Below are 2,829 nucleotides of genomic sequence, written 5' to 3' on the forward strand. Positions count from 1 at the left end.
GATTCATGACCCGGAAAATGTGTTGTTTGCTTGGGGGCAAAGTGAGGAAGAAGGGGCGATGATTCTCAATGATCCAATAGCAGTAAGAAGGGTTATTGAGACTATCCGATTTGGGCATGCTTTTGGTAGAACTATTGAAATTAATTATCCGAATGGGGATTTGCCACAAGCAAAGGATATTAGCCTTGGAGATAATTTGGTTTACCAACAGATTTTGATCGCATTTAATCAAATGAGACCATTTGAAATAAATCCCCGGGAGTGTGATTCAAATACACAAGGATTTGAGGTTACTTGGTCATCAGGCAGAAGATTAGGGTTCTGTCAGGTATCCATACAGAGTTCATCATCAACCACCCGTAACTTTTATAGCGTTGAATTACAGTCAGAAGCTGCTAATCAGCTTAACAGTCTTAGACAGTATCTTCTTTGTGATGACCCAGCTGCTTGGAGTACCCATATTGATGAGCTTTTAGTATCTGGAGGACATAGCCTGAATAATTTATATGCTCTTCCTAATGAGGCTTTACGAGAATTAAGCAATGGACAACGAATAAAACTTATTGAGAAAATTGCAACTTCACAGATCAGGGAATTCTATCCTTTAATCAACCGAATTGTTGCTAATATAGAAAATGAAAGTATTAAATCTTTTATAGCGTTACTTGATGAGGGAACGCGTATAAAAGATTTGTGCGGATTGCTAAACAGTCCCCCCTTTAAAATCAGCGATTATGATAATTTTATGATTGAGCTATTTAAACTATACTATAAACAACAATCTACTGATACAATGTTAAATCTGGCATCAATTAAGGAAATATATACATGGCATCGATCAAAAAATTTCAATACTTTGTACGATGTTGATTTTACTGAAGATGGAATGATTACATTTGGTGGAGTTCTGGACTATCTTACAGAAAATGGAAACAGGCGAGAGACAATTTTTAACTACCATCCTGACTCTAACCTTCGTCCCATGGATATTATTGGTGTAAACTTTACCACCAGAATTGATTTTATAGGTGTAGAAGGAATGGTACTTCCAATGCCGGCTATATTCTATAAATGGATTATTGATAAACACAGAGCTGATGAAATAAAGGACATGATTAACCTTGGGCTTGATCTGGCATCCTTTTGTGTTGCTTATGGTGAAGCTAAAGCAGCTATAAAATTAGCTGATAAAAGCATGCGGTTGGCGTTAAGTATAGCTGGATTAATTCATGCATCTGGAGACTTGTTCCTGGAGTTTAATGATGGTGTTACAGACGAACTTCGTAATTCACTGAATGGAAGAAGATTTTTATCTTTTTGGAATACAGCCGGAATACTATTCAATGGAAAAACAGCTATAGAGAAAATAGGTAATAGAAATTTCCCTTTGTTTGTAATGCTAAAATACTCATGGGATGGCATGACCGCGACGGAAAAGAGTATGTTCAGCGAAAGTGAAAGTGCCAAGATAAATGAATTAATAGAATTGATAAACTCAGAACTTAATGTCAATTGATTATGGTTTTTTTTGATAGAACAAGATACTTAAGAGCTCTTTTTATATTGCTGCCTTTTGGTTTAACCGGTCTATATTTCGGCATTACTGGCCTAATAGAAAAAGAATCTAATTTGGTTAAATATGAAGGTGTTGTATCTCAAGCGAAAGTAAGTAATATGTACGATAACCTTGTAGAAAAATACTCAAAGGCTTATCGAATTGAGCTGAAAGGTGTGGAACCAATATTTAGAACTCATATTACAAAGCACATAGAGATTTTAGAGCCAGCTGTAAATATAGGAGATAAAATAACATTATGGACAAGAAAGAATAGCCATGAAATAATAAAGCTTGAGTTTAACGATAAACTTCTAATTCCTTTTAATCCTTTAACATGGATGGATATATTAATTCTGATTATAGGAATTGTATTTACAATATTATCAGTCGCTTATTTAATAAAACATCCAGAAGATTTGTGGGGAGGGGATAAGGAAAAGATGAAAAAGTTGTGAATGGGTTAAAAGTATCCAACCTGCCACAAGATTTATTTTTTGGAATTGGCAATTATACGAACGCTTGTTTGGTTTTAAAGTTCTGAATTATCAATCAAGAAGAATAAATTTTTCCGGGTCTCCGGGGCGAGTTGCTCAATATCTTCAATTCGTTTTAGCACTTCTTTGTCGTATGAAGAAAGCTTACCTTCCCCAATCAGATAATCAACCGACACATTAAATACTTTGGCAATTTTTAACAGAATTTCAATAGATGGGGTATTACTGTTCCGTTCGTAATTTCCGACGATAGTTCTTGAGGCTCCCCGCTCGGCGAAGTTCCCCCTTGCTCGGCGAAGTTCCCCCTTGCTCGGCGAAGTTCCCCCTGCTCGGCGAAGTCTGTGACTTCGTCTTCTAAACCTTTGTAGTTTTTAACTACCACAAAAAACATCGCGATAAAATTGGTCATATTTCCACCTAAAACAGTAAGATAAAAATCGGATGTTTTCTATCTTTAAAGATAAAATATTTATTCCATGTCCACAGGTTATCAAGTCAAAGATCAGAAAGGATTGTACTTCCTAACCTTTCAGGTGGTAAATTGGGGTGATATTTTCTCACAGGATCCATAATAATCCGGTACGCTCAAGAATTGTTCAAAATCCTGAAGACTACGTATGTTCATTGGCTCGAAATTATGTCGGTTGGAGTAATTATCTGGATGTAGATATCCTGAGCTTGCCTGCAAAGATTGTTTAAAAAGGTAGTCTGGAGACTACAGGAGTAAAACGACGAAGTCAGTGACTTCGCCGAGCGGGGGGGTGGAAATTTGATAAG

At 36.3% G+C, this 2,829-nt stretch carries 3 protein-coding genes; 2 read left to right on the forward strand and 1 reads right to left on the reverse strand.

Annotated features, from left to right (window positions below; genetic code table 11):
• Together OQ5_RS23385 and OQ5_RS0103715 are read left to right on the forward strand one after the other, a co-directional pair.
• On the forward strand, positions 1-1,516 hold a 1,516-nt coding region (locus OQ5_RS23385), incomplete at its 5' end, for a hypothetical protein (RefSeq protein WP_044107460.1).
• A gap of 2 nt (positions 1,517-1,518) precedes the next feature.
• The gene (locus OQ5_RS0103715; protein ID WP_016776210.1) at positions 1,519-2,013 is read left to right on the forward strand and encodes a hypothetical protein; all 495 of its coding nucleotides are present in this window, start codon (positions 1,519-1,521) and stop codon (positions 2,011-2,013) included.
• A gap of 74 nt (positions 2,014-2,087) precedes the next feature.
• Here the strand turns inward: OQ5_RS0103715 and OQ5_RS0103720 are convergent, their stop codons facing one another.
• Positions 2,088-2,303: a helix-turn-helix domain-containing protein gene (locus OQ5_RS0103720; protein ID WP_026055097.1), complete on the reverse strand. Its 216-nt coding sequence runs from the start codon at positions 2,301-2,303 to the stop codon at positions 2,088-2,090.
• Positions 2,304-2,829 lie beyond the last annotated feature (526 nt).

This window comes from Anaerophaga thermohalophila str. Valhall (assembly GCF_000250735.1).
Classification (GTDB): Bacteria; Bacteroidota; Bacteroidia; order Bacteroidales; family Marinilabiliaceae; genus Anaerophaga; species Anaerophaga thermohalophila_A.